Source organism: Treponema endosymbiont of Eucomonympha sp. (assembly GCF_001028545.1).
Map to the genome: position 1 here is coordinate 1 of NZ_BBPW01000446.1, position 580 is coordinate 580.

General features: G+C 59.5%; 1 protein-coding gene. It reads left to right on the forward strand.

Translation table 11 applies throughout. The features are described from left to right. Positions 1–100 precede the first annotated feature (100 nt). On the forward strand, positions 101–580 hold a 480-nt coding region (locus AWU74_RS07530), incomplete at its 3' end, for an ABC transporter ATP-binding protein (protein ID WP_162505031.1).

Below are 580 nucleotides of genomic sequence, written 5' to 3' on the forward strand. Positions count from 1 at the left end.
TTTTTTTTTTCAAGCAGGGGACGGCATACGGGATAAGTCTGGAGCAAGGGCGGGATATGAGCGAAGACTGGACAAAGTGTTGGAGTAGGACGTGGGGCGGATGAGCAAAATCGAGATACGGGATTTGAGCCTGACCTACCGCATGGATGATGCCGAGTTCCTCGCGCTGAAGGATATCAGCACCACCGTCGAGGACGGGCAATTCGTCTGCATCGTTGGTTCGTCCGGCTGCGGTAAAAGTACGCTGCTCAGCGTATTGACGGGGCTGGTCTCGCCGTCGAGCGGGCAGGTGCTGATAGACGGCGTTCCGGTGAAGGGAACCGGCAAAGAGCGAGCGGTGGTGTTTCAGCAGTACACGCTGTTCCCGTGGATGACGGCGAAGCAGAATGTCGTCTTCGGCATGAAGCAGGTGCGGCAGGAAAGCGCCAAGCAGCTTGCAGAGGTGGCGGAGGAGTTCCTGCGCCGCGTCGGGCTGCAGGACTTTATGAACAAACTGCCCGGCGAGCTTTCCGGCGGCATGCAGCAGCGGGTTGCGATTGCGCGGGCGCCCGCGGTGAACCCCACACTCCTCTTAATGGAC